This is a genomic window from Faecalibacterium sp. I3-3-33 (assembly GCF_023347295.1).
Classification (GTDB): Bacteria; Bacillota; Clostridia; order Oscillospirales; family Ruminococcaceae; genus Faecalibacterium.
In genome coordinates, this window is sequence record NZ_CP094469.1 from 1,039,722 (window position 1) to 1,060,495 (window position 20,774).

The following is a 20,774-nucleotide window of genomic DNA, read 5'->3' on the forward strand; positions in this document are numbered from 1 at the left end:
ATCACAGTTTTGTTTATCTGCATCGCTATTGAGGATGAATACGGCAACACTCCGGCACAGCGGGCAGAGCTGGACTGGCTGCTATACAACAATCCCTTGGAGTATGCCCAGCTTGTGCTGGGTGGTGAGATTGAGCATTATCTCTCACTTAGCTGTGACCATGGCAGACTAGAAGACTAACCTTTAATTAAAATATTCCCAACAGCCCTCTACTTGCAGTCGTTGCAAATAGAGGGCTGTTGTACATTATTGTTCTTTTGCTTCAGAACCGATTCTCTTCAAATCTGAATGACCGGCAGTTCTCTTTGCATAATATCTGAGTTATGTGTAACAACAAATAGCGTGCAACCAAGCTTCTTAAAACGATCAGTTTTCAAAGGAGAAACTATCCAGTAAGGTCAGCAGATAATCGTTTGGAATACCAGCCGTCTCACTTTTTTGAGCATTTTCATTGCGGACATAAAGGGCATAGTCTGTTGCATGGTGTTGGAACATGGTATACTGTGCAGTTGTACAGCCAGCACGATCCTGTACTGTATAGATTTCAAAGCACTTTCCTGACTTCGATGTGTAAAGCTTTTTGGAAATGCTGTAATTCTGTTCAGGGAATGTTTTCGTATACATTTTCTGAGAACCACACATTCCATCCACATCATAAAATGTGTTGGCGCAAAGTGAAATACTTACATTTCCGTCCAGCCAGTATCTTGTATATTCCGTCTCCATGACTTTGGTGGAGGAATTGAAAAAGACATTCATTTGATCTTTTTGGGCAATGCTATGCTCCATGGTATCCAGCAAAGCGTTTTCCACAAAATGAACGCCGAACAGCTGCTCGATCTGCTCCTGCGATTCTGGTGTTATAGAGTAGAAAGTTGCTCCGGTGCGGGCTCGTTCCTTCACGGTTTGTCGAACCGATTTGTCAATTTCCGTATTGCTTATAACCTCATCTATTTCAGAGACATAGCAAATCTGTGTATCCTCCGGCCTATACGTAATTGAACTGCTCATATCTGCTTCAAGTGCATTTGAGACCGGACTTAGAAGAACTACTACCCCCAGTAACATAGCAAAGGAGAATGTTAAACTTTTCTTCATAAGACACTCCTATTCAACCGATTCATAGTAAGATGAAATATGGAACCCGAATTGAATTCGATTCTAGACGATTGATTCGGGGACGTCCAGCTGATGCTGTAAAGTTTTTAGATGCTATTTACGTTTACGACAGCAAATGCCGTTACAAAGGTGTGTGTGATTCTTTCAGAACAATCAAATCTTTTGAACTTCACCATCTGAATGTACATGCGCGAAATTGGTTAATGCGTTAAGTTCTGCATCGGAATCTCCCTTTCATCTCAAATTCCACTCTAGCTATTATCAATGATATCAAAGCACAAGAACCCGTCAAAGTCCACGATTTTGTATCAAAATAGAGAAAACTTGTAACGAAATCGGTGTGCGTACAGATAGTATGCTCCCTAACAGTGGACATCCAGCATTAGGGGAGCACACCAAAGCTACCTTTCGCCATATTACAAGTCAATCGTCAACCAAAGGCTTTTGACTATTTGAAGTTTTGGCATAATCGTATTATACTTGTGAGGAGCAGGGCTGTATGTTGTGTGATAAAAAGCATTCCCATGTGCAATGGAGGGATTTCAAAATGAATGTCTTGGTTTGTGACGATGAACGGCAGATCGTTGATTCTATCATTGAAACACTTGAAAAGAAAACCGAAGAAACACAGGTGTCATCAAAATTTTATGGAGTTTCGCAGCCAGGTCAAATAGACTTCTCTCGTCCTTATGATATTGCGCTTCTGGATATTGATATGGGCGAAACAAATGGGATTGAGCTTGCCAGAAAGTTACGAGCAGAAAATGAAAACATTGTGATTATCTTTATTACAAATTTTATTCAGTATGCTCCAGAGGGATTTGAAGTTCAAGCCTTTCGCTACTTACTAAAAGCAGATCTCTCTGCTAAACTTGATTCCTACTTTGATTCAGCTGTCCAAGAAGTACTTCGGCGGAAACAGCTTGTCACAATTTCAATCAACTCTGAAATTATCGATGTACCTGTAAATGACATTCTGTATTTAGAATCTCATCGAAGAATCATTGTTATGCACTTGTTGGACGAAAAAAGCCCAGCATACCAATTTTACGGCAACATAACGGAACTATCCGAAAAAATCGAGCCACTCGGTTTCCTTCGTATTCAAAAAAGCTATCTTGTCAATATGCACTATGTCGAAATCTTTCAATACAATAAAGTCCAATTGCGCGGTGGTCTTTGTCTGGCTCCAAGCGAAAAGAATTATAGTGAGCTAAAACAGAAATATTTACATTGGCGAGGTAAAAGTAGATGGATGCTTTGATCAGTTTGGTTTACACAATCGTAGATTCCGTCTGCGTATGTCTATTTTTAGATGCCTTTGCTTCGCGTCGTTGGAGGGATCATAGATTCCTTATTGGTGTAATAGTTCAGACCATTTTAACGTATGCGTCCATTGAATTCAGTGTTATTGCCTTAAATCGAAACAAAATCGTCAAAATTCTTTTGATTCTACTATCCTGCTTTATGGTTGCCAGAACTCTATATGAGAATATCTCAGGAAAATTTTTATTATTTCTTATCGTTATAGAATATCTCTTGACTTACAGCTTATCTTTTGCAGTCGGAATGCTTGCAACTACAGTTTGTGGGATGGATGCTCAGACGTTTCAAGCCGACAAAACATTATCTCTAATCTATGGAATCTCTTATTATTCTGCTGAATTATTTATTATTGCGCTATTTCGTAAAATGATGCTTCAGCGTATGGACAACAGACCCAGAAGCGATGCTCAACATTCGCAGCTGATACTCTACTTTCTATTTCCATGCGCATCGTTTGTAATGCTTGTGATCCTACTTTACGTTACAAGCGGTCATAATATAGAAGAGTTTGTTTCTGCAGGTTGCTGTATTCTTATTTTTATTTCAAACATTGCAATTCTCTTTTTATTGGAGCGAATGGAGTATACCGCATCGGAAAGAGAACAGTTATTGATGCTTAACCAGCAGATTCAGCTGCAATCGAAAAACATGACTTCGGCAAGCGAACTTTATTCTGCCCAAAGAAAAAAAGTTCACGATTTTCGGGCGCACCTAAATATCCTAAATCAATTGATGAAGAATCAAGAATATTCTGCCGCTGAAGAATATCTTGAAAAAATCACCGAACAGCAAACAGATCGACTTTTTCTTGTCAACACACATCATCCCATCTTGGACGCACTTTTCAATACAAAAGCCGCCGAAGCAACTCAGAAAAAAATCAATATTGATTTTGAAGTGAATGATCTATCCAAGCTTCCATTTGATGCCTCTGATATGGTAGTGCTTCTATCAAACCTTTTGGATAATGCCATTGAAGCGTGTCAGCAGTATGATAAGGGTGACAAATCGATTCATGTCATGGCCGTTGCGCAGCAAGACTTTTTTATCTCTGTCCGAAACACATCGGAACCTGTTGTAATTATAAATGGCTCCATTCCAACTACAAAACCAGAACCACAGCTGCATGGTTTTGGACTTGCGAACATCCGACTGATTCTTGAAAAATACAGTGGAGAGTATACGATGTTCTATGAAAATGGGTGGTTCCAGTTCACCGCTGATATACCGTTCACTCCGATTTCGTGACAGATTTTCTCCATGTTAGTACAAAAGCATGGACGAAATCTTCTATTATATGTATAGTAACAATAAGATGCAGATGATTTCAACGCATCTATAAGAATTCGCATATAGTGGTTTGTTTCTTGAAGAAGGGAGTGTGTCAGCATGAAAAAATTGAAACCGATCCTATTTGCAATTGTGATTCTAATATTGCTTTTATTTATTATTGGTGGAATGCTGGGACTGCTTCCTCAACCGCTTTTCGTCTTGTCATCACAAACCATTCTGGTTATATTAGTCTGTGGCGGTGCATTGATAATCGGACTTCTGCTGAAATTTTTCGACAAGAAGTGAGATTCTTAGGAGTTTCTATGTTGCCATTTTTCAATCAAAAAGAGCTGGTTGTTTGCTCGAATCAATCTCAATACCAAAAATACACATCTCTTTTAGAAAAAGAAGGAATCGGATATAGAACAAAAGTACGCGATTTATCATCACCGTCTCTGTTTTCAATGGGAACCCGTGAAAGAGCCGGAACGGCATTTCAAAAGGTCAATTATCAAATGCTCTACACAATATATGTTCGCAAAGCCGATTACGAACGCGCTGTTCACGTTATCACTGTTTGATTAAACCACCAAAACCATATACGCTTTTCCTCGCCAAACAATCAGTTGCAAAGCAGGTCTGATTGTTTGGCTCTTTATTTTGCAAAGGAGCGTGATGCCATGACCGAACCCAAATCCGACCTTGCCTATCTCCGCAACGAAAAAGCCAAAGCAGAACAGAAGCTGCGCGCTTGTCAGCACCGGGAGAAAATCCTTGAACGCCAGATGTCGGAGCTGAACCGGAGAGAGCGTGTGCACCGTCTTTGTACCCGTGCTGGAATGCTGGAAAGCTTTCTGGTCTGTCCGGGAGAACTGACCGATGATCAGGTGATGGAACTGCTGAAGATCTCGTTCCGTCAACCGGAAGTCGTGCTGGCACTTGCAAAGATGGTGCATGACGTTCACGAACGCAGCAACGTCCGAAACCCTTTAGAATAAAGGGCGCAATTATACACCATTCCGGTGAAATTGCGGTCTTGCAGACGGCTCGATGAAATCGAAGCTGGCGTTTGTGCGCCAGCCCGATTCCATCCCAAGGAAAACTGCATTTTCCTTGCGCTGCTTTGCAGCTATCCTTTTGCGGCTCCCGCCTGAAACCGAAGCGCACAGCACTCCGTTCCAAGGTGGCGAGCACAACCGAATACGATTCCAGACCGTTCACAAGAGCAATCTTGTTGGGCGGTCTTTTTGTTTGGGGGTGATGCCTATTCCGTGTCCGCATTTCAAAATCACCATCGTCAAGCGCAGCCAAGGGCAGTCCGCTGTTGCCGGGGCCGCTTACCAAAGCGGCGAACGGCTATTCAGTGAGTACGACCAGAAAACGAAATTCTACAACAAGAAGAAAGAACTTGTCCACGCCGAGATCATGCTGCCGTCCCATGCGCCACCCGGATATGCAGACCGGGCAACGCTTTGGAACGCCGTGGAAGCCGTGGAGAACCAGTGGAACTCCCAGCTTGCCCGGCGCATCGTGCTGGCGTTTCCGGTGGAAGTCCCGAAAGAGCGGTATCTGTCCATGATAAAGGAATTCTGTCAGGAGCAGTTTGTTTCCAAGGGCATGATTGCCGACTTTGCCATTCACGACAAGGGAGATGGAAACCCACACGCCCACATTCTGCTGACGCTCCGGGCAATGGACGAACACGGTAAATGGTTGCCGAAAGCCCGAAAGGTTTACGACCTTGACGAGAACGGCGAGCGCATCCAGCTCCCCTCCGGCAACTGGAAGTGCCACAAGGAAAACACCGTGGACTGGAACGACCAGAAGTACGCCGAGGTCTGGCGGCATGGTTGGGAAACCATCACCAACCGCTATCTGGAAGCTGCTGACCGCCCAGAGCGTGTTGATCTCCGCTCATTCGAGCGTCAGGGAGTGCAGCAGATTCCGACCGTGCATCTCGGCCCCGCTGCTCACCAGATGGAAAAGCGGGGAATCGAAACCTTTCTCGGAAATCTCAACCGGGATATTCGTGCAGCCAACAGCTTGATGCAGTCCATCCGCAGCACCATTCGTGGTCTGCAACACTGGATTGCAGACCTGACCGAAAAGAAGCAGATTCTTTTGGATGCACTGGAACAAGCCAAGGAGACAACGCTGTCCGATCTGCTGGTGGACTATTTCAATCTCCGCAACGAACAGCGCAGCGATTGGTCTGGCAAGGCAAAACTGAAATGCACTGTCCGGGACTTTGAGGAAGTCAAACGGGCGGTGGACTACCTGAAAGCCCATTCCTTGAACACCATCGAGGATTTGGACACCGCAATTTCTAACTTGAACCAGACTGCCGCCCCTCTCCGCAGACAGTTGAAGCAGAACGAGAACCGGATGTGGGCAATCGCCCAGATCAAGGATGCTGCCGCCGTCCATGCCAAGTTGAAGCCCATCCACGATACCTTCATCAAAAAGAACTTCAAGCTGACCAAGGACGCTTATGCTGCCCAGCACAAGGAGGAGCTGGACACCTTTAATAAAGCTGTCCGCACCCTGATGAAGCTGAACGGCAGCACAGCGGTGGATTTTTCGGCATTGGATGCCGAATTTTCTGCGCTGCAATCCGGCAGCGCAGAGCTGCGCAGCCAACTGGAAACCTTGCAGCCGGACATCTCCGCACTGAAAAATATCCGCAAGTATATCGACATGGTGCTGAATAAGTAGCAACTTTCCGTACCGGGCGACAAGACCTCGGAGAAAGAATCTGTGCTGAAGAAGCTGCATGAAGCCAAAGCCACCGCCGCCCCGAAGAGACCGGAGCAGCAGAAGAACACACCGGAACTTTAAGGAGGAAGGAATATGACCTACACGCAAGCCCAAATTGACCGTGCAAACGCCGCCAATCTGGAAGATTTTCTCCGTGCGCAGGGCGAAACGCTGGTGCGCAGCGGAAAAGAATATCGCTGGAAAGCTCACGACAGTCTGACCGTGTGCGGAAACAAATGGTTCCGGCACAGCCAGAGCAAGGGCGGCTATCCGGTCGATTTTGTGATGGAGTTTTACGGCAAGTCCTTCCCTGAAGCGGTGCAGATGCTGACCGGAGAGCTGGGTGGAGTCCAGCCGGAGGTTGACCCCACCCCCTCTCCGGCATTTCGCTTGCCGCTGCGGAACGTCACCAATGCCAACATCCTGAACTATCTGACACAGGAACGTAAACTCAGCCCGTCACTGGTGAACTTCTTTGTTTCTACCGGTGACATCTATGAGGATGCCGCCCACCACAATGTGGTCTTTGTGGGACGGGATGCAGACGAACACCCACGCTATGCAAGCAGCCGTGGCATTTATGAGAAGTTCCGGCAGGATGCAGCCGGCGCAGAAAAGGCATTTGGCTTTGCCCATCGTGGCACCGACAAGCAGTTGCTGGTCTTTGAAGCCCCCATCGACCTGCTGTCCTTCATTGAGCTGTTTCCGAAAAACTGGCAGCAGCACAGTTATCTGGCACTGGGCGGCGTGTCTGCAAAGGCATTGCAGCAGTTTCTTTCTGAACGTCCGGACGTGGAGCGTGTGTTCCTCTGTCTGGATGCCGACAAAGCCGGAGAGGATGCCTGCAAGCGGCTGACGGCTCTGCTGCCGGACACCGTGAGCGTGACCCGCATCCAGCCCTGCATGAAGGATTGGAACGATGTTTTGGTGCATCGGGCAGAAATCCTGAACCGGGATTATTTCAAAAGCACCGTTCTGAAAGAGCCGCCGAAAAAGGATTCTGTCAAGATCATTCGCATGAGCGACGTGGAGCTGACCCCGGTGGACTGGCTCTGGAAACCGTATCTTCCCTTTGGAAAGCTAAGTGTGCTGCAAGGAAATCCCGGTGAGGGAAAAACCTATTTTGCCATGCACCTTGCCGCCGCCTGCACCAACGGAAAACTGCTGCCCAACATGGAGCGTATGGAACCCTTCAACGTGATCTACCAGACAGCAGAGGACGGTCTGGGCGATACGGTCAAGCCCCGCCTGATCGAAGCGGGTGCAGACCTTGACCGGGTGCTGGTCATTGACGACAGTGAGGTGCAGCTTACTCTTTCGGATGAACGAATTGAAAAAGCCATTATCGAGAACAACGCCCGACTGGTCATCATCGACCCGATCCAGGCGTATCTCGGTGCCGACGTGGACATGAACCGGGCAAACGAAGTGCGCCCTATCTTCATGCGGCTGGGACAGGTAGCGCAGCGAACAGGCTGCGCTATTTTGCTGATTGGACACCTGAACAAAGCCGCCGGAATGCAGAGCCTGCAGAGGGGTCTCGGCTCCATCGACATCGCCGCCGCCGTGCGCAGCGTCCTGTTCATCGGCAAACTTAAGCACGACCCGACCATGCGCATCCTCACCCACGAGAAAAGCTCCCTTGCCCCGCCGGGCGTGTCGCTGGCGTTCTCTCTTGGGGACGAGGGTGGCTTCCGCTGGGTCGGCGAGTACGACATTACCGCAGACGAAATGCTGTCCGGCATCGAGCCGCAGCGGGAAACCAAAACGCAGCAGGCTAAAGACCTGATTTGCACCCTGCTTGCCGGAGGAAAGCAGGTGTTCAGCGAGGACATCGACAAGGCGGCGCTGGAAAGGGGCATCCCCGGCCGAACTGTCCGGGATGCCAAGCGGGAACTGGGCGATGCCCTGAAAAGCAAGATCGTGGAAGGCCGCAAAAAGGTCTTTTGGATGGAATGAGCCATTTGACTGGCAGAAAAATTTGGCTGGCAAGAAAATCATGGTACACCCACAGTTGCCAGTCTGCCAGCCAAATTGGGAAAATGACGATTTAAGGAGGAATTGAATGGAGAATGTGAAAGTGCCCGAAAACAAGAACCTCACCCCTGACGGGTCTTTTAAGACGAAGGATGGCCGTACCACCTATCTGGTGAGCGTGTTTTTTAATCACGACAGCACAGAAACCGCTGAAAGCAAGGTGAAGCGGCTTATCATTACCGACCTGAAAAAGAAATGTGGTTAAAATCCACTTCCCACCTTGACAACTCTAATCAGAAGATACCCTCCTGTCAGCTATGCAGGCGGCGGGTACAGACAGTATGCCAGAGGGCGTGGAGCGTCAGGGCATCGGCACCCCGGCAACCAGAGCTGCCACCATTGAAAAACTGGTGCAGAAGGGCTTTCTGGAACGCAAGGGCACCAAGAAAACCAAGGTGCTGCTGCCCACCGACAAAGGCAAAGCCCTCATCACTGTGATTCCCGAAGAAATCCAATCCCCGGAAATGACCGCCGATTGGGAAACGAAATTGCTACAAATCGAACGCGGCGAAATGGAGCCGAATGAATTTATGATCGAAATCAATACGATGATCTCCTCGCTGGTAAAAACCACTGAGGCTGCGAAAGGAGCGAATGCGCTTATGAAAAACAAAATCATTGGTGTCTGCCCGAACTGTGGTGCAAATGTTGTGGAGCGTGAAAAAGGCTGGTTCTGCGAATCCAACCCTTGCCGTTTCGTGCTGTGGAAGGACAATGCGTTCTTTAAGCGTCTGGGCAAGCGGCTGGACGCTCATGTGGCGGACAAGTTGCTGCGGGATGGCCGGGTCCGCCTGAAGGACTGCAAGAGTGCCAAGGGCAAGACCTACAACGCTACCGTGCTGCTGGGCACTGAACCCGATGGCCGCAGCAAGTTTTCGCTGGAATTTGAAGGTGGGTGCTGATGGAGCAGATAAAAGAAGCGGTCTACCTTATCAACGATGAACGCTATCTCCATCTCCGGGAAAACGGTGCAGGAGTCGGCTTTGCCACCTACAACAAGGTGACCGGCGAGCCACTGGAAAGCGGGCAGATCTCCGAAAAGAATCTGCCACCGGATGGACGGAATGCCATCCCTGCCGCCCGGAACTGGTATCTGTTTGAACTTTCGGACGATGACCGCAAGGTCATCCAACAGGAAAGCGTAAAGATCCTCGAAAACATCCCGCAGGCGGGCATCGGCAGACGGCGCATCTGGGAGCCGGAAACGCTGCCGAAGGATATTCGTCTCATCAACAGCCACTATGACGACCTCTACCGCATTCCCGATGGCGGAGTTGTACAGGTGGATTACCCGGATGGGCGCAGCTTTACGGCACGGCTGGAACATCTGGATGATTACCACTTTGACATGGGCGGTCTGGGCAATGTGTTCCACATCTGCCAGTTTTCCGAGGTCATGGAGCGGAACCATGCCGACTTCTACCCGGAGATCCAGACACAGGACGAGCAGGCTGCATGGGAACTGGGCGGCAAGGGCTATCTTGCAGTCCAGTCCTGTGAGGATGGCTGGGACTACACCCTCTACCACAGCGATTATTCTGTGATGGACGGCGGGCAGTTGGATGCCCCGGAACTGACCATTCAGGAAGCCCGTGAGCAGATTCTGGAAGCACACCACATGGAAAAGGGGCGGCGGCTGTTGCAGGACTACGATGCCGTCATGGATAAAGTTGCGGAAGCCGAGGAACTGAGTGCAGACCATCGCCCTTCCACACTGGAAAAGCTGGCAGAACTGGCAAGTGATACGTCTGCGCCAAAATCCTCTGCACGTTCTGCACCGGAACTGTGAGGTGGACGATGCAGCAAAAATGGGATCAGAATTTTGACGGTGAACCCATGACGGACATCCCGCAGAAGTTTCTGAACGCAGGGTGCGATGTTTATATGGTGATGCAGCTGCGGCATGACGAAAAAATCCTCGATGAAAGATTTGCTTCTATGCGGGAACTGCATCGTCGGGGCAAAACGCCAGACCCGGAGCATTATGAGGTCACCTACTATGCTGATTTGCCCGCCATGTGGCAGGATGTGCCGGACAACGAGGTTCTGGAAGAACTGTTTCAGATGTTCAACCTCTCCCGTCCGCAGGATTTTGAGGGGCACAGCCTGTCCGTCAGCGATGTGATCGCACTCAAACGCAATGGCGAGATATCTGTGCATTATGTGGACAGCATCGGCTTCAAGGAACTGCCGGGGTTTCTGGACAAGCAGCCGGAACGCCCTTCGGTGCTGATGAATCTCAAGGAAAAGTGCGATGCCCCGGAGTGCAATCCCACGGTATGCCGGAAAGTGAGGGCTGAACATGAACTTTAACCATGAGGAACTGATGCTGATGATACTCTACAACACCGGCACCCGGCTGGGGCTTGTCCACGAACTGCGGCTCATGCAGTGCTACCTGATGCCCGATGAAACCGCCCTGCGGGAACTGTCGGAGGGTGTTATCGAAAAGCTGAAACTGCTGACTGATGCGGAGTTTGCCGAACTGGAATTTCCACCGGACTGATTTTTGCCGCCTACGGGCGGCGTACATAAGAGCTTTCGCATCCTGCAAAGGTATGATATACTGAAGCTGACAGCTTTCAGGTCGCAGATAAAAGATGAGAGGTGCTTTTTATGGCAGGTTTGAAGGGAAAGACCGGTATCGTGACCGGCGGCAGCAGCGGGATCGGTTTCCAGATCGCAAATGTGCTGGCTCAGGCCGGCGCGACAGTTTATGTCATCAGCCGCACCGGAAAGCCCAAAGAGGGTGTAGGCGAAAGTGCACCGGGCGTTGTCCATCTGCGGGGTGACATCGGCAATGCAGAAGCTATGAAAACACTGGTGGCGGAGCTGGCCGCAAAGCATAACGGCTGTCTGGATTTTCTGGTAAACAACGCAGGCGTCAGCTATAAATGCCGGGCCGAGGACTTTCCCATGGAGCAGTTTGATAATATCATGAATGTGAATGTCAAATATCTGTTCCAGATGAGTGTGATTTGCTACCCCTATCTGAAGAAAAGTGTGGACAAGGGCCGCATCATCAACATCACCAGCATGAGCGCCCATCTGGGCTTCAGCGAGGTGGTGCCGTACTGTGCCAGCAAGGGCGCTGTGCTGGCGATGACCCGCGCTCTGGCCGTGGAGTGGGCGCAGGACAACATCACCGTCAACAGCATTGCGCCGGGGTGGTTCCGCAGCAAAATGAACGAGCAGGTAGTGGACGCAGCCCGGGAGCAGAAAATTCTGAACCGGATGCCGCTGCACGCCTACGGTGACACCCGCGACTTGGGTAAGATGGCCGAGTTCCTGGTGGGCGATGGTGCCGCTTATATCACCGGACAGGATTTTGCCGTGGATGGCGGCGCACTGGCGTTCGGTTATTGAGAGGAGCTTCTCTGCAATTTTTCGGCAGCTTCGCTCGTATTCCAGATAAAGGAACCGAATTTCGTTGGCATAACGGAGGAACCATTATGGCAATCTTTGAAAAGACCATCCGAAACAAGAATTTTGACAAACTGCTTCGGAAGCTGGAACAGGAAATTCCGGACAGCAGTTGGTCGGCAGATTTAGAGGCAGGCAGTGATTTCAAAGAGGGCGATGCCCGGTGCAGTGTCCGTGTATTTGAGCGGTACAGCATGATGGGCGGCAACCGCCTGAGCCTGACGTTGACCATGTTCCAGAATGGGGACAGCCCCATCCGGCTGTCTGCCATCACCGCAGGAGGCAGTCAAGCGGTGTTCTTCAAGGTGAACACCCTCGGAGAAGAATCTTTTCTGGACGATGTGAAGTGCCTGCTGGAAGAAATTTTGGAGGAATAAGATGTTTTACGCTGGATTTGATATGCTGTTCAGCATTCTGTTTCCCATCCTGTTCCTTGTGGTTTTGGGTATGATCCTATACACCATCATCGGAAATATCAGCACATGGAATAAAAACAACCATTCGCCGCGGCTGACTGTTCCGGCAACGGTTGTGGCAAAGCGAACGGAAGTTTCTCGCCACCATACAGACGATACGATGGCGCATACGTTCACGACCTATTATGTGACCTTTCAGGTAGAGAGCGGCGACCGCATGGAGCTTACCGTAAGTGGTTCGGACTACGGAATGCTTGTGGAGGGCGACATTGGAAAGCTGAGTTTTCAGGGCACCCGCTATCTTGGGTTTGAGCGGAACTAAGCGTTCTCCCACATTATATAGTATGGAGTGCTGTATGAATGATCTGTTTATCCAAGGGCTGACCATCGACTGGAACAGAGTTCGCCCATACAATTATGTTCGTCAGATTCCTGCCATCAGCGGAATCGACACTTTTACATTCCATAAGCCCATTACGTTCTTTGTTGGCGAAAATGGAAGCGGAAAATCTACGCTTCTGGAAGCAATCGCTGTTGCTTACGGCTTCAACGCAGAGGGTGGAACGAAGAACTATTCATTTTCCACATACAACTCCCATTCGGAACTATGTGAGGCTATGACGATTTCCAAGGGGTATCGCAGACCAAAGTTCGGGTATTTTCTCCGAGCAGAGAGTTTCTATAATGTAGCCACCAAGGAAATCGACTATTCCGATGACGATCATCCCTCCAAAGGCTATCACCAAAAATCACACGGTGAAAGTTTCCTCGCCATTGTGCAGGACTACATGGGTGCAGATGGAGTCTATATTTTTGACGAGCCGGAAGCCGCTTTATCCCCGCAGCGGCAGCTCACGTTACTGATCAACATTTATCGGTGTGCCCAAGAAGGGGCGCAATTCATTATCGTATCACATTCACCCATTCTCCTCGGAATGCCTGATGCTGAGATTTTTAGCTTCGACAATGGCACGATTCATCCTTGTCAGTATGAAGATACGGACAGCTACGTTATCACCAAAACATTTGTAAATAATCGGCAGCATTTTTTGAACCAGCTTCTGAATGAAGAAACATAATGCCGGGAAAGGACATTCCATATGAGTGATTCTACGTTGAAAGAGCTTTGGCAGCAGGTCGCTGAAAAGAAAAGCTGCGAAGCAAAACAGAAAGAACTGACCGCCCAGAGAGATACGCTTGCTGATCGCCTGAAAAAGCTGGAAAAATCCAAGCTGGCAGAGCAGGCTGATGTGGACCGTCTGGAGGAACACAGCCTTGCCGCATTTTTCTATCAGGTGATCGGAAAAATGGATGAAAAGCTGGACAAGGAACGGCAGGAAGCCTATGCAGCCCGTGTCAAGTACGATGCGGCTCTCCATGACCTTTCTTCCGTTGATGCCGACTTGGATCAGATTCAAAATAGACTGGCACGGCTGTCCGATTGCGAAAGGCAGTATCAAGCTGCTCTTTCCGAAAAAATCAAAAGCATCAAAGCATCTGCCCACCCTGCCGCACAGCAGGTTGCGGAAAGCGAAAGCCGTATTGCCGCGCTGAAAGTCCAAAAACGGGAGCTGCTGGAAGCTATCAACGCCGGAAAGACCGCCCTGCATACGGTCAATGAAGTTCTGGAAACCCTCGACAATGCCGAGGGCTGGAGCACATGGGACGTAATGGGCGGCGGTTTGATGGCCGATCTTGCCAAGTATGAGGAACTGGACGATGCACAGGAACAAATCGAACAGCTCCAAGTGGAACTGCGGCGGTTCAAAACTGAGCTTGCCGATGTTGAGATCACCGCAGACCTTCAGGTTACGGTGGACAGCTTTCTGAAATTTGCAGATTTCTTCTTTGACGGCCTCTTTGCAGACTGGGCGGTTCTGGATCACATCAATCAGGCACAGAGCAGGGTGGAAAACACCAAGGATCAAATCAAGCGAGTCCTTGCACTTCTGAAAAAGATGCGCGAAGATGTTGATGTCCAAATCGCTGACGAAAAAGAAAAGCAGGAGCAGCTTGCGGTGGAAACTGAGCTGTAGGGTTGGAGTGTTCGCTTATGTAATATGCTCAATTCGACAACTCGGAATTTGACAAAGGAACGTGACCATATGAAAAACAACAGCCCGCAAAAGCACGCTTTCATTTCTTGTCTCATCTTGGTAACAGGAATATTGCTCGTGGTAATAGGCGCAATGACAACAAAGGAGTACAAAATCAACCTGTGCCTGTTAATCGGTGCAATAGTTGTTATTGGCGGCATTGTATATCATCTCATTATGATGAAATGTCCTTATTGTGGCTGCTCGCTTGTTGGTTATAGACCAATCCCTAAAGAGTGCCCAAAGTGTCATAAAAAGTTTGAATAATAATCGATCTTTATTACATCCCTTGCGGGCAACCCCAAAACGGTTGCCCGCTATTTTTATACCCTAAAATCTGAAAAAGGAGGCCAAAATGCCAAGCAAAACCGAAGAATACCTTGCCCTTGCCCAGCGCACGGCGAACGGCTTGACTCGGTACTGGGAAAGCTGGACGGATTACCTGACCACTGCATCCCGGCTGTACAAGTACAGTTTTGCAGACCAGTTGATGATCTACGCTCAGCGACCCGATGCCACAGCCTGCGCCGATTACGACATCTGGAACAACCGCATGAACCGGTATGTCCGGCGTGGCTCCAAGGGCATCGCCCTGTTGGACGAATCCAGCGGATACCCGCGTCTGCACTATGTGTTTGATGTGTCGGACACCGGAGTACGGCGCAATTCTCGCGACCCGGAACGATGGGAAATGAATGACGACCTTTTCAAGCCGGTGTCTGAGATGCTGACCGCAGAATACGGCATCAGCCATGAACGGCTCAGCCAGCAGCTCGTAAATATTGCGGAGAAGCTGGTTAACGATTATTGGGACAACAACAGCGGCGACATCCTCAACATCGTTGACGGCTCTTTCTTTGATGATTATGATAGTAGTGGAAAGGAACTTCAGTTCAAGGCCGCTGCGACAATGAGCGTCACCTACACTCTATTAGAACGATGCGGGTTTGAACCGGAAGGCTACTTTGACAAGGATGACTTTCAGGCCATCCACACCTTTTCCACACCCGATGCAGTCTATGCGCTGGGTGCCGCTACCAGCGACATCAGCCGCGAGGTCTTACGCAAAATCGAGCGCACCGTAAAAACCACCATCCGCCGCCGAAACAATGAAAGGAGTCAGCATGAATATGAGCAGCAATCTGAACTACACGCAGACCGGGGATTACCTTCTCCCGAACCTGACCCTGAACCAGCCCCGGAAGCCGCTGGGCAAGTACGGCAGGCTGTGCCGGACGTATCTGATGAACCATCGCCCGGTACTGTACAACACGATGCTCCTGAACGGGAGCCTGTACCCGCACCTGATGGAGGTGGAGCAGACGGCAGAGAGCCGGATGCAGCAGATGATGGCCGAACTGCTGAAGCAGAACCCGGCCCCGGACAAAGCGCAGAACCAACTGATGTGGGTGCAGCACATGAACAGTCTGAAAGCGCAGGCAGAGGAACTGGTGATGACGGAGCTGATCTACAGCTAAGTTTTCTGGATGCCGTCCTCCCCACCGAAGCCCAGCAAATCGAAAAAATCGACCGAGCGGAGAGCGAAAAAACGCCCTCCGCTTTTGTTTTGTCGCAGGCTGAAATTGAAAACGAACTGCGTAAGCATGGTTCTGGGTTTGCAGGTGGCAAGCAGCGCATTATGACACTGTACCAGACCCAGCCTGACCGCAAACTCCGTGCCAAAGCACTGGCAAAGGAGTACGGCATTGGTGGGCACTCCCACGATTTTCTGGACGGAAGCCGGGGTTTTGTGAACCACGACTGGAAGGGACTGGAATTTGACCATTACCCTGACCACCAGAAAATCACCCTGAAATGGGCGCAGGTGGAAAAGTATATCGACCTGATGATCCAGTCCGACCGCTACCTGACGGACAAGGAGAAGGAGCATTACACGCCCCCTGCGCCTGTCAGCGTAAAGCCGGATGGTGCCATAGATCATGCCAAAAACCTGATTCGGGAATTTTGTCAGGAGGAATACGACTCTGAGCCGAACTTTTCCGACCTATCCAAGATTGGCATTGCCTACACCCACGCCACCGACGAGGACATTCCCATTCAGGTCAACGTGGATCTGGTGGGGTATCGAGTGGAGCGGTATCTGGGCGAGGTATTGATAGATGAGCGGCAGTACGAAAGTCTGGAAGATCTGACCGAAACCGAGTTGGAGGCTCTGGATTTTTCGGAACTGGTCAGCGTTACGGACGAAGAACTGGAGCATTATCACAGCAAGGCGGAGGAACGCCCGGCACTGCTGCCGCTGGATGCCGCCACCGAGTACAATGCCCTGAAGGAGCAGCACCCGGATGCGCTGGTGGGCTTTGAGCAGAACGGACAGTTTGAGTTTTACGCAGATGACGCGCAAAAAGTCAGTGAACTTCTGGGCGGCAAACTTCTGGAAAAAGAAACAGCACTGGGCACCGTCCCGGTCATCGGCTTTCCCCGCGACCAGTGGGCATACCGTGCCAAACAACTGTGGCAGTGCGGCGAGAACATCTACCTTGCCGGGCTGAACGAGGATGGCACCCACCACCAAACCAAGTATCTGCGCCGGGAGGACTATCTGCCGCTGGGCACTACCATCCACATGGAGGGGCGAGCATTCCGGGTGGATAACGTCAATTTCGGCAAGGACAGTGTGACCCTGCAGGATGTGGCACTGGCAGAAATGCGGATGCCTATTTTCCGGGAAGAGCCGCTGGCTCTTGTCCGGGAGTTGTACGAGCAGGAACAGGATGTGATGGAACACCCCCTGCCCGATTATAAGGTCGGTGACAGTGTTATCGTTGACCTTCCTACCCGAACCATCGAAGGAACAATCGGCTATGTGGGCGAAACGGATGTTCGCATCGACACCAGCGCACAGGGGCAGTCGTGGGATAACGAAGTTATCAACAAACGACAATTCGAGGATGGCTTGCGGCAGAATGAACAGGTTACTACGCAGCCAGATGATACTGTAAAAACGGTTGCCATATACCCTGCTGAAGAAAACCGTATGCCTTATGATATTGTGATCCAGACGATTGGCTCAAAATCACCTGCTCTGGATGCAGTTGAACCGGAACGATCCACACTTGAACTTGCCGGGAACTTCCACATCACGGATGATGATTTGGGTGTCGGAGGCCCCAAACAGAAATTTGCCCGGAACATCGAAGCCATCCGTACCCTGTTCAAGCTGGAAGAAGAGCATCGGGGTGCCACCGCCGAGGAACAGCAGGTACTTTCGCAATATGTGGGCTGGGGCGGTCTGGCAGATGCCTTTGACCCCAATAAGGACGGCTGGGCAAAAGAGTGTGCCGAACTGAAAGGGCTGCTTTCCGAGGACGAATACGCCGCCGCCCGTTCCAGCACCCTGAACGCCCACTACACCAGCCCCACCGTGATCCGTAGTATTTACGATGCGGTGGAGCGCATGGGTTTCCGCAGCGGTAACATTCTGGAACCTAGTATGGGCGTGGGCAACTTCTTTGGAATGCTGCCGGACAGCATGGCAGACAGCCGCTTATACGGCGTGGAGTTGGATTCCATCACCGGGCGCATTGCGAAAAAACTGTACCCGCAGGCTGACATTACTGTGGCTGGCTTTGAGACCACCGACCGCCGTGATTTTTATGACCTCGCTGTCGGCAACGTGCCCTTTGGTCAATACAGAGCCAACGACAAGGCGTACAACAAACTTGGTTTTAGCATCCACAATTATTTCTTTGCAAAAGCCATCGACCAAGTGCGTCCGGGCGGCATCGTTGCCTTTGTCACATCTCGCTACACCATGGACAGCAAGGACAGCACCGCTCGCAAACACATGGCAGAGCGAGCCGACCTGCTGGGTGCGATCCGTCTGCCCAACAATGCGTTCAAGGCGAATGCAGGCACAGAGGTCGTCAGCGATATTATCTTTTTGCAGAAGCGTGACCGCCCTGCGGACATTGAGCCTGCATGGGTGCAGCTTGGCAAGACCGAGGACGGCTTTGCCATCAACCAGTATTTCGTAGACCACCCGGAGATGGTTCTGGGCGAACTGACGATGGAAAGCACCCAGTACGGTCACGGCCTGACCGTTGCGCCCATCGAGGGCACCAGTCTTGCAGAGCAGCTTGCCGAGGCGGTGCAGCACATCGAGGGACAGTATGCCGCCGCCGAGGTGGACACTCCCGACATTGCCGAGGAAGAAGCCGCCCGGCGCACCCTGCCTGCCGACCCGGACGTGAAGAACTTTTCCTACACGGTGGTGGACGGCGAGGTGTTCTACCGGGAAAACTCCGTGATGACGCAGGTGGAACTGTCCGACACTGCCAAGGGACGTGTCACCGGCATGGTGGAACTGCGGCAGATCGTCAATGACCTGATTCAGCAGCAGTTGGAGGACTATCCCGATGCCGACATTAAGGCAACGCAGGAGCGTTTGAACATCGCCTACGATGCCTTTACCGCAAAGTACGGTCTGCTGAACGACCGCAAAAACGGGCGGCTATTTGAGCAGGATTCCTCCGACTATCTGCTCTGTTCGCTGGAAAATCTGGACGAGCAGGGTCAGCTTAAATCCAAGGCAGCGATGTTCACCAAGCGTACCATTCGCCCGGAGCGCAACGTCACCAGTGTGGATACCCCTAGCGAAGCGTTGGCGGTGTCCATCGGAGAACGCGGCAAGGTGGATTTACCCTATATGGCAGAACTGCTGGGCACCCCCGGTGACTATGGGCGCATTACCGCCGAACTTTCCGGCGTGATCTTCAAGGACCCTGCCGCCGACCCTACCGACCCGGAAGCAGGCTGGCAGATGGCAGACGAGTACCTGTCCGGCGATGTCCGGGCAAAGCTGCGGATGGCGCAGTTTGCGGCAGAGACCAACCCGGAATTTGCCGTCAATGTGGATGCGCTGACCAAAGCGCAGCCCAAAGATCTGGAGGCATCTGAAATTGATGTGCGGCTGGGTGCTACTTGGTTGGACCCGGACATTATCCAGAAGTTTATGACCGAGACTTTCCAGATTCCCTACTATCTACGCCATGCAGTCAAAGTGAGATATTCTCCCTATACTGCCGAGTGGCGTGTGGAGGGCAAAACGGCCACGGGACGTGGCGATATTATCTCTTCCGAAACCTACGGTACATCCCGCGCCAACGCCTACAAGATTCTGGAAGAAACCCTGAACCTGAAAGATGTCCGCATCTACGACACCATCGAGGATGCCGAGGGCAAGCCCAAGCGTGTGCTGAACAAACGGGAGACCATGCTGGCGCAGCAGAAACAGCAGGTCATCAAGGACGCTTTCGCCAACTGGATCTGGCAGGACCCCCAGCGGCGCATTGCGCTGGTGAAACAATACAACGAGCTGTTCAACTCTACCCGCCCCCGTGAATACGATGGCTCCCACATCAAATTCGTGGGCATGAACCCGGAGATCACCCTCCGGGAGCACCAGCGCAACGCCATCGCTCATGTGCTTTATGGCGGTAATACGCTGCTTGCGCACGAAGTTGGTGCGGGCAAAACCTACGAAATGGCGGCGTCTGCTATGGAAGCAAAACGCCTTGGTTTGTGCCAAAAATCGCTGTTCGTGGTGCCCAATCACCTGACAGAGCAGTGGGCTTCGGAGTTTCTGAACCTCTACCCCAACGCCAAACTTTTAGTGGCACGGCGCAAGGACTTTGAAACTGCCAATCGCAAAAAGTTCTGCGCCCGCATCGCCACCGGCGACTACGATGCCGTCATTATCGGGCATAGCCAGTTTGAGCGTATTCCGCTGTCCTTTGAGCGGCAGGAGCGCATCATTCAGGAGCAAATTTATGAAACGCTTGCCGCCATCAATGAGCTGAAAGTCCACGCAGGCGAGAATTTCTCCATCAAGCAGATGGAAAAGACCCGGAAAACGCTGGAAACCAAGCTGGAAAAACTGCGCTCCGATGAGCGAAAGGATGATGTGATCACCTTTGAGCAACTGGGCGTTGACAGGCTTTTTGTGGACGAAAGCCATTTTTACAAGAACCTCTTTTTGACCACAAAAATGCGGAATGTCGCAGGATTATCCACTAGTGAAGCGCAAAAATCCAGCGATATGTTTGGCAAGTGCCGCTATCTGGACGAGATTACCGGCGGGCGGGGCGTGGTGTTCGCTACCGGCACCCCCGTGAGCAACTCCATGACCGAGTTGTACACGGTCATGCGGTACTTGCAATACAGCACCTTGCAGCAGAAAAAGCTGACCCACTTCGACTGCTGGGCATCCACCTTTGGTGAGACGACCACGGCCATTGAGCTTGCCCCGGAAGGCTATACTTAATCAGGACAATAAATTTGATTGTCCTAAATTGAAAGATTCCAT

18 protein-coding genes and 3 pseudogenes are annotated in these 20,774 nt (G+C 50.7%); 19 read left to right on the forward strand and 2 right to left on the reverse strand.

Features of this window, described 5'->3' with window-relative positions; translation table 11 throughout:
* Window positions 1-3: 3 nt before the first annotated feature.
* Window positions 4-180, forward strand: a pseudogene (locus MTP39_RS05030) (DUF6061 family protein); the annotation flags it as partial.
* A gap of 186 nt (window positions 181-366) precedes the next feature.
* Here MTP39_RS05030 and MTP39_RS05035 read toward each other — a convergent pair.
* Window positions 367-1,098, reverse strand: a complete 732-nt coding sequence (locus MTP39_RS05035; protein ID WP_249241682.1) for a hypothetical protein — start codon at window positions 1,096-1,098, stop codon at window positions 367-369.
* Between the two features lie 520 nt (window positions 1,099-1,618).
* On the opposite strand from MTP39_RS05035, the gene MTP39_RS05040 reads away from it, so the two are divergent.
* The 16 genes and pseudogenes from MTP39_RS05040 (at window position 1,619) to MTP39_RS05115 (ending at window position 14,386) form a co-directional block, all read left to right on the forward strand.
* On the forward strand, window positions 1,619-2,383 hold the full coding sequence (locus MTP39_RS05040; RefSeq protein WP_249241684.1) for a LytR/AlgR family response regulator transcription factor: 765 nt from the start codon (window positions 1,619-1,621) through the stop codon (window positions 2,381-2,383).
* On the forward strand, window positions 2,371-3,693 hold the full coding sequence (locus MTP39_RS05045) for a sensor histidine kinase (RefSeq protein ID WP_249241685.1): 1,323 nt from the start codon (window positions 2,371-2,373) through the stop codon (window positions 3,691-3,693). Before MTP39_RS05040 ends, MTP39_RS05045 begins: the two co-directional genes overlap by 13 nt.
* 119 nt (window positions 3,694-3,812) lie before the next feature.
* Complete coding sequence (locus tag MTP39_RS05050; RefSeq protein WP_147322128.1) at window positions 3,813-4,298, forward strand: hypothetical protein; 486 nt, start codon at window positions 3,813-3,815, stop codon at window positions 4,296-4,298.
* A 99-nt stretch (window positions 4,299-4,397) separates the two neighbouring features.
* Entirely contained in the window at window positions 4,398-4,715 is a 318-nt protein-coding gene (locus MTP39_RS05055; RefSeq protein ID WP_249241686.1) for a DUF3847 domain-containing protein, read from the forward strand.
* 262 nt (window positions 4,716-4,977) lie between these two features.
* A complete protein-coding gene (gene mobQ, locus MTP39_RS05060) occupies window positions 4,978-6,432 on the forward strand; it encodes a MobQ family relaxase (RefSeq protein WP_249241687.1) in 1,455 nt (484 codons plus the stop codon).
* 135 nt (window positions 6,433-6,567) lie between these two features.
* Window positions 6,568-8,433 carry an AAA family ATPase gene (locus MTP39_RS05065; RefSeq protein WP_249241688.1) on the forward strand — a complete coding sequence of 622 codons (1,866 nt, stop codon included), beginning with the start codon at window positions 6,568-6,570 and terminating at the stop codon, window positions 8,431-8,433.
* A gap of 106 nt (window positions 8,434-8,539) precedes the next feature.
* Complete coding sequence (locus MTP39_RS05070) at window positions 8,540-8,716, forward strand: transposon-encoded TnpW family protein (RefSeq protein WP_117505380.1); 177 nt, start codon at window positions 8,540-8,542, stop codon at window positions 8,714-8,716.
* Between the two features lie 40 nt (window positions 8,717-8,756).
* Window positions 8,757-9,413, forward strand: a pseudogene (locus tag MTP39_RS05075) (DNA topoisomerase); the annotation flags it as partial.
* Window positions 9,413-10,300: an LPD16 domain-containing protein gene (locus MTP39_RS05080; protein ID WP_249241690.1), complete on the forward strand. Its 888-nt coding sequence runs from the start codon at window positions 9,413-9,415 to the stop codon at window positions 10,298-10,300. The pseudogene MTP39_RS05075 and the gene MTP39_RS05080, both read left to right, overlap by 1 nt.
* 8 nt (window positions 10,301-10,308) lie before the next feature.
* Window positions 10,309-10,824 carry a YodL domain-containing protein gene (locus MTP39_RS05085; protein WP_249241691.1) on the forward strand — a complete coding sequence of 172 codons (516 nt, stop codon included), beginning with the start codon at window positions 10,309-10,311 and terminating at the stop codon, window positions 10,822-10,824.
* Window positions 10,814-11,017 carry a transposon-transfer assisting family protein gene (locus MTP39_RS05090; RefSeq protein WP_249241692.1) on the forward strand — a complete coding sequence of 68 codons (204 nt, stop codon included), beginning with the start codon at window positions 10,814-10,816 and terminating at the stop codon, window positions 11,015-11,017. Before MTP39_RS05085 ends, MTP39_RS05090 begins: the two co-directional genes overlap by 11 nt.
* A gap of 110 nt (window positions 11,018-11,127) precedes the next feature.
* On the forward strand, window positions 11,128-11,877 hold the full coding sequence (locus tag MTP39_RS05095; protein WP_249241694.1) for an SDR family NAD(P)-dependent oxidoreductase: 750 nt from the start codon (window positions 11,128-11,130) through the stop codon (window positions 11,875-11,877).
* Window positions 11,878-11,963: 86 nt separating this feature from the next.
* Window positions 11,964-12,311: a DUF6054 family protein gene (locus MTP39_RS05100; RefSeq protein WP_120121504.1), complete on the forward strand. Its 348-nt coding sequence runs from the start codon at window positions 11,964-11,966 to the stop codon at window positions 12,309-12,311.
* Between the two features lies 1 nt (window position 12,312).
* Window positions 12,313-12,672, forward strand: a complete 360-nt coding sequence (locus MTP39_RS05105; RefSeq protein WP_207699190.1) for a DUF2500 domain-containing protein — start codon at window positions 12,313-12,315, stop codon at window positions 12,670-12,672.
* 34 nt (window positions 12,673-12,706) lie between these two features.
* Window positions 12,707-13,429 (forward strand): AAA family ATPase, encoded by a 723-nt coding sequence (locus MTP39_RS05110; protein ID WP_117527450.1) that lies wholly within the window; start codon window positions 12,707-12,709, stop codon window positions 13,427-13,429.
* A gap of 21 nt (window positions 13,430-13,450) precedes the next feature.
* The gene (locus tag MTP39_RS05115) at window positions 13,451-14,386 is read left to right on the forward strand and encodes a hypothetical protein (RefSeq protein ID WP_249241695.1); all 936 of its coding nucleotides are present in this window, start codon (window positions 13,451-13,453) and stop codon (window positions 14,384-14,386) included.
* A gap of 340 nt (window positions 14,387-14,726) precedes the next feature.
* On the opposite strand, the gene MTP39_RS05120 is transcribed toward MTP39_RS05115, so the two are convergent.
* Window positions 14,727-15,200, reverse strand: a complete 474-nt coding sequence (locus tag MTP39_RS05120; protein ID WP_181967346.1) for a hypothetical protein — start codon at window positions 15,198-15,200, stop codon at window positions 14,727-14,729.
* Between the two features lie 370 nt (window positions 15,201-15,570).
* Between MTP39_RS05120 and MTP39_RS05125 the strand changes: the two genes are divergently transcribed.
* A complete protein-coding gene (locus tag MTP39_RS05125) occupies window positions 15,571-15,924 on the forward strand; it encodes a TnpV protein (protein WP_249241696.1) in 354 nt (117 codons plus the stop codon).
* Between the two features lie 776 nt (window positions 15,925-16,700).
* Window positions 16,701-20,723, forward strand: a pseudogene (locus tag MTP39_RS05130) (DEAD/DEAH box helicase family protein); the annotation flags it as partial.
* Between the last annotated feature and the right edge of the window lie 51 nt (window positions 20,724-20,774).

Bases quoted from the DNA above. Each gene is read 5' to 3' on its own strand.
- MTP39_RS05035 (WP_249241682.1), bottom strand. From the start codon at position 1,098: ATGAAGAAAAGTTTAACATTCTCCTTTGCTATGTTACTGGGGGTAGTA.
- MTP39_RS05040 (WP_249241684.1), top strand. From the start codon at position 1,619: ATGTTGTGTGATAAAAAGCATTCCCATGTGCAATGGAGGGATTTCAAA.
- MTP39_RS05045 (WP_249241685.1), top strand. From the start codon at position 2,371: ATGGATGCTTTGATCAGTTTGGTTTACACAATCGTAGATTCCGTCTGC.
- MTP39_RS05055 (WP_249241686.1), top strand. From the start codon at position 4,398: ATGACCGAACCCAAATCCGACCTTGCCTATCTCCGCAACGAAAAAGCC.
- mobQ (WP_249241687.1), top strand. From the start codon at position 4,978: ATGCCTATTCCGTGTCCGCATTTCAAAATCACCATCGTCAAGCGCAGC.
- MTP39_RS05065 (WP_249241688.1), top strand. From the start codon at position 6,568: ATGACCTACACGCAAGCCCAAATTGACCGTGCAAACGCCGCCAATCTG.
- MTP39_RS05070 (WP_117505380.1), top strand. From the start codon at position 8,540: ATGGAGAATGTGAAAGTGCCCGAAAACAAGAACCTCACCCCTGACGGG.
- MTP39_RS05080 (WP_249241690.1), top strand. From the start codon at position 9,413: ATGGAGCAGATAAAAGAAGCGGTCTACCTTATCAACGATGAACGCTAT.
- MTP39_RS05085 (WP_249241691.1), top strand. From the start codon at position 10,309: ATGCAGCAAAAATGGGATCAGAATTTTGACGGTGAACCCATGACGGAC.
- MTP39_RS05090 (WP_249241692.1), top strand. From the start codon at position 10,814: ATGAACTTTAACCATGAGGAACTGATGCTGATGATACTCTACAACACC.
- MTP39_RS05095 (WP_249241694.1), top strand. From the start codon at position 11,128: ATGGCAGGTTTGAAGGGAAAGACCGGTATCGTGACCGGCGGCAGCAGC.
- MTP39_RS05100 (WP_120121504.1), top strand. From the start codon at position 11,964: ATGGCAATCTTTGAAAAGACCATCCGAAACAAGAATTTTGACAAACTG.
- MTP39_RS05105 (WP_207699190.1), top strand. From the start codon at position 12,313: ATGTTTTACGCTGGATTTGATATGCTGTTCAGCATTCTGTTTCCCATC.
- MTP39_RS05110 (WP_117527450.1), top strand. From the start codon at position 12,707: ATGAATGATCTGTTTATCCAAGGGCTGACCATCGACTGGAACAGAGTT.
- MTP39_RS05115 (WP_249241695.1), top strand. From the start codon at position 13,451: ATGAGTGATTCTACGTTGAAAGAGCTTTGGCAGCAGGTCGCTGAAAAG.
- MTP39_RS05120 (WP_181967346.1), bottom strand. From the start codon at position 15,200: ATGGCTGATGCCGTATTCTGCGGTCAGCATCTCAGACACCGGCTTGAA.
- MTP39_RS05125 (WP_249241696.1), top strand. From the start codon at position 15,571: ATGAATATGAGCAGCAATCTGAACTACACGCAGACCGGGGATTACCTT.